The sequence below is a fragment of the Pseudoalteromonas sp. SG41-2 genome (assembly GCF_014164535.1).
GTDB classification, from domain to species: Bacteria; Pseudomonadota; Gammaproteobacteria; order Enterobacterales; family Alteromonadaceae; genus Pseudoalteromonas; species Pseudoalteromonas rhizosphaerae.
The window spans coordinates 1-797 of sequence record NZ_JACJFK010000100.1 but is presented as its reverse complement, the minus strand read 5'-3'; the positions used below and the strand labels follow the sequence as shown (position 1 = coordinate 797).

The window sequence follows — 797 nt, the reverse complement described above, 5'->3', positions numbered from 1 at the left end:
TTCTTAAATACCTCACCTGTCGATAAAGTAAAATAAGGGAGAGATTTAGCTAATTTGTAACCTTTTTTGTCTATTGCAACTTCACCAAAGTAAATTCTATTTTCTGACTTATCTAACCATTCAACAGCTACTTTTTCTGGGAATTTTTGATCGTAAACACTTACCGTCGCTCTTGTTTCACCATAGCAGCACCCAATTGCCCCTGACGGTATTCCCCACTCATCATCAAATACTACAGAGCGCCCCCAAATTGCATTGCCATTTTCGGTGCCGACACCTGCAACCATGTAATCAATTGTTCCTGTTGACGAGCAACCCATTACAAATAATGTAAAAGTGAGTGTGATGAGTAATTTTATGAGGTTGTCCATAATCTATATCCATTTATTAGTTGTGACTGCCATTGCTCACTTTCTTCAGCTTGTTCTGGTTGATTGTAAAAAAGCTCACGTTGTTGGTTTTTAGTGGTGAATTCAGCGTCTTCTTCTGGGTCATGAGCTACGGGCTACCTCTGCGAATACTTTATAGAACATAAGCTTAGGGTCGTGGCTTTACTACTTATTCTCACGCCATTGAGCTTGCCCTGAGCCTAGTTCGTGTAATACATGGCCTGTAAACCCAGCAGATGGTGTATTTGAAATCCAAACTTTGATTTCACCTGATTCACCCATACCGACTATTAAATATGGTTTTATTTTCTTAAATACCTCACCTGTCGATAAAGTAAAATAAGGGAGAGATTTAGCTAATTTGTAACCTTTTTTGTCTATTGCAACTTCACCAAAGTAAATTCTATT

Annotated in this window: 1 protein-coding gene and 1 pseudogene; both read right to left on the bottom strand. The window is 38.3% G+C overall.

What is annotated here, in order from left to right; all coding sequences use genetic code 11:
* On the bottom strand, positions 1-371 hold a 371-nt coding region (locus tag H5186_RS22615), incomplete at its 3' end, for a DUF2931 domain-containing protein (protein WP_182740976.1).
* A 183-nt stretch (positions 372-554) separates the two neighbouring features.
* Positions 555-797 (bottom strand): annotated as a pseudogene (locus tag H5186_RS22610) (DUF2931 domain-containing protein); the annotation flags it as partial.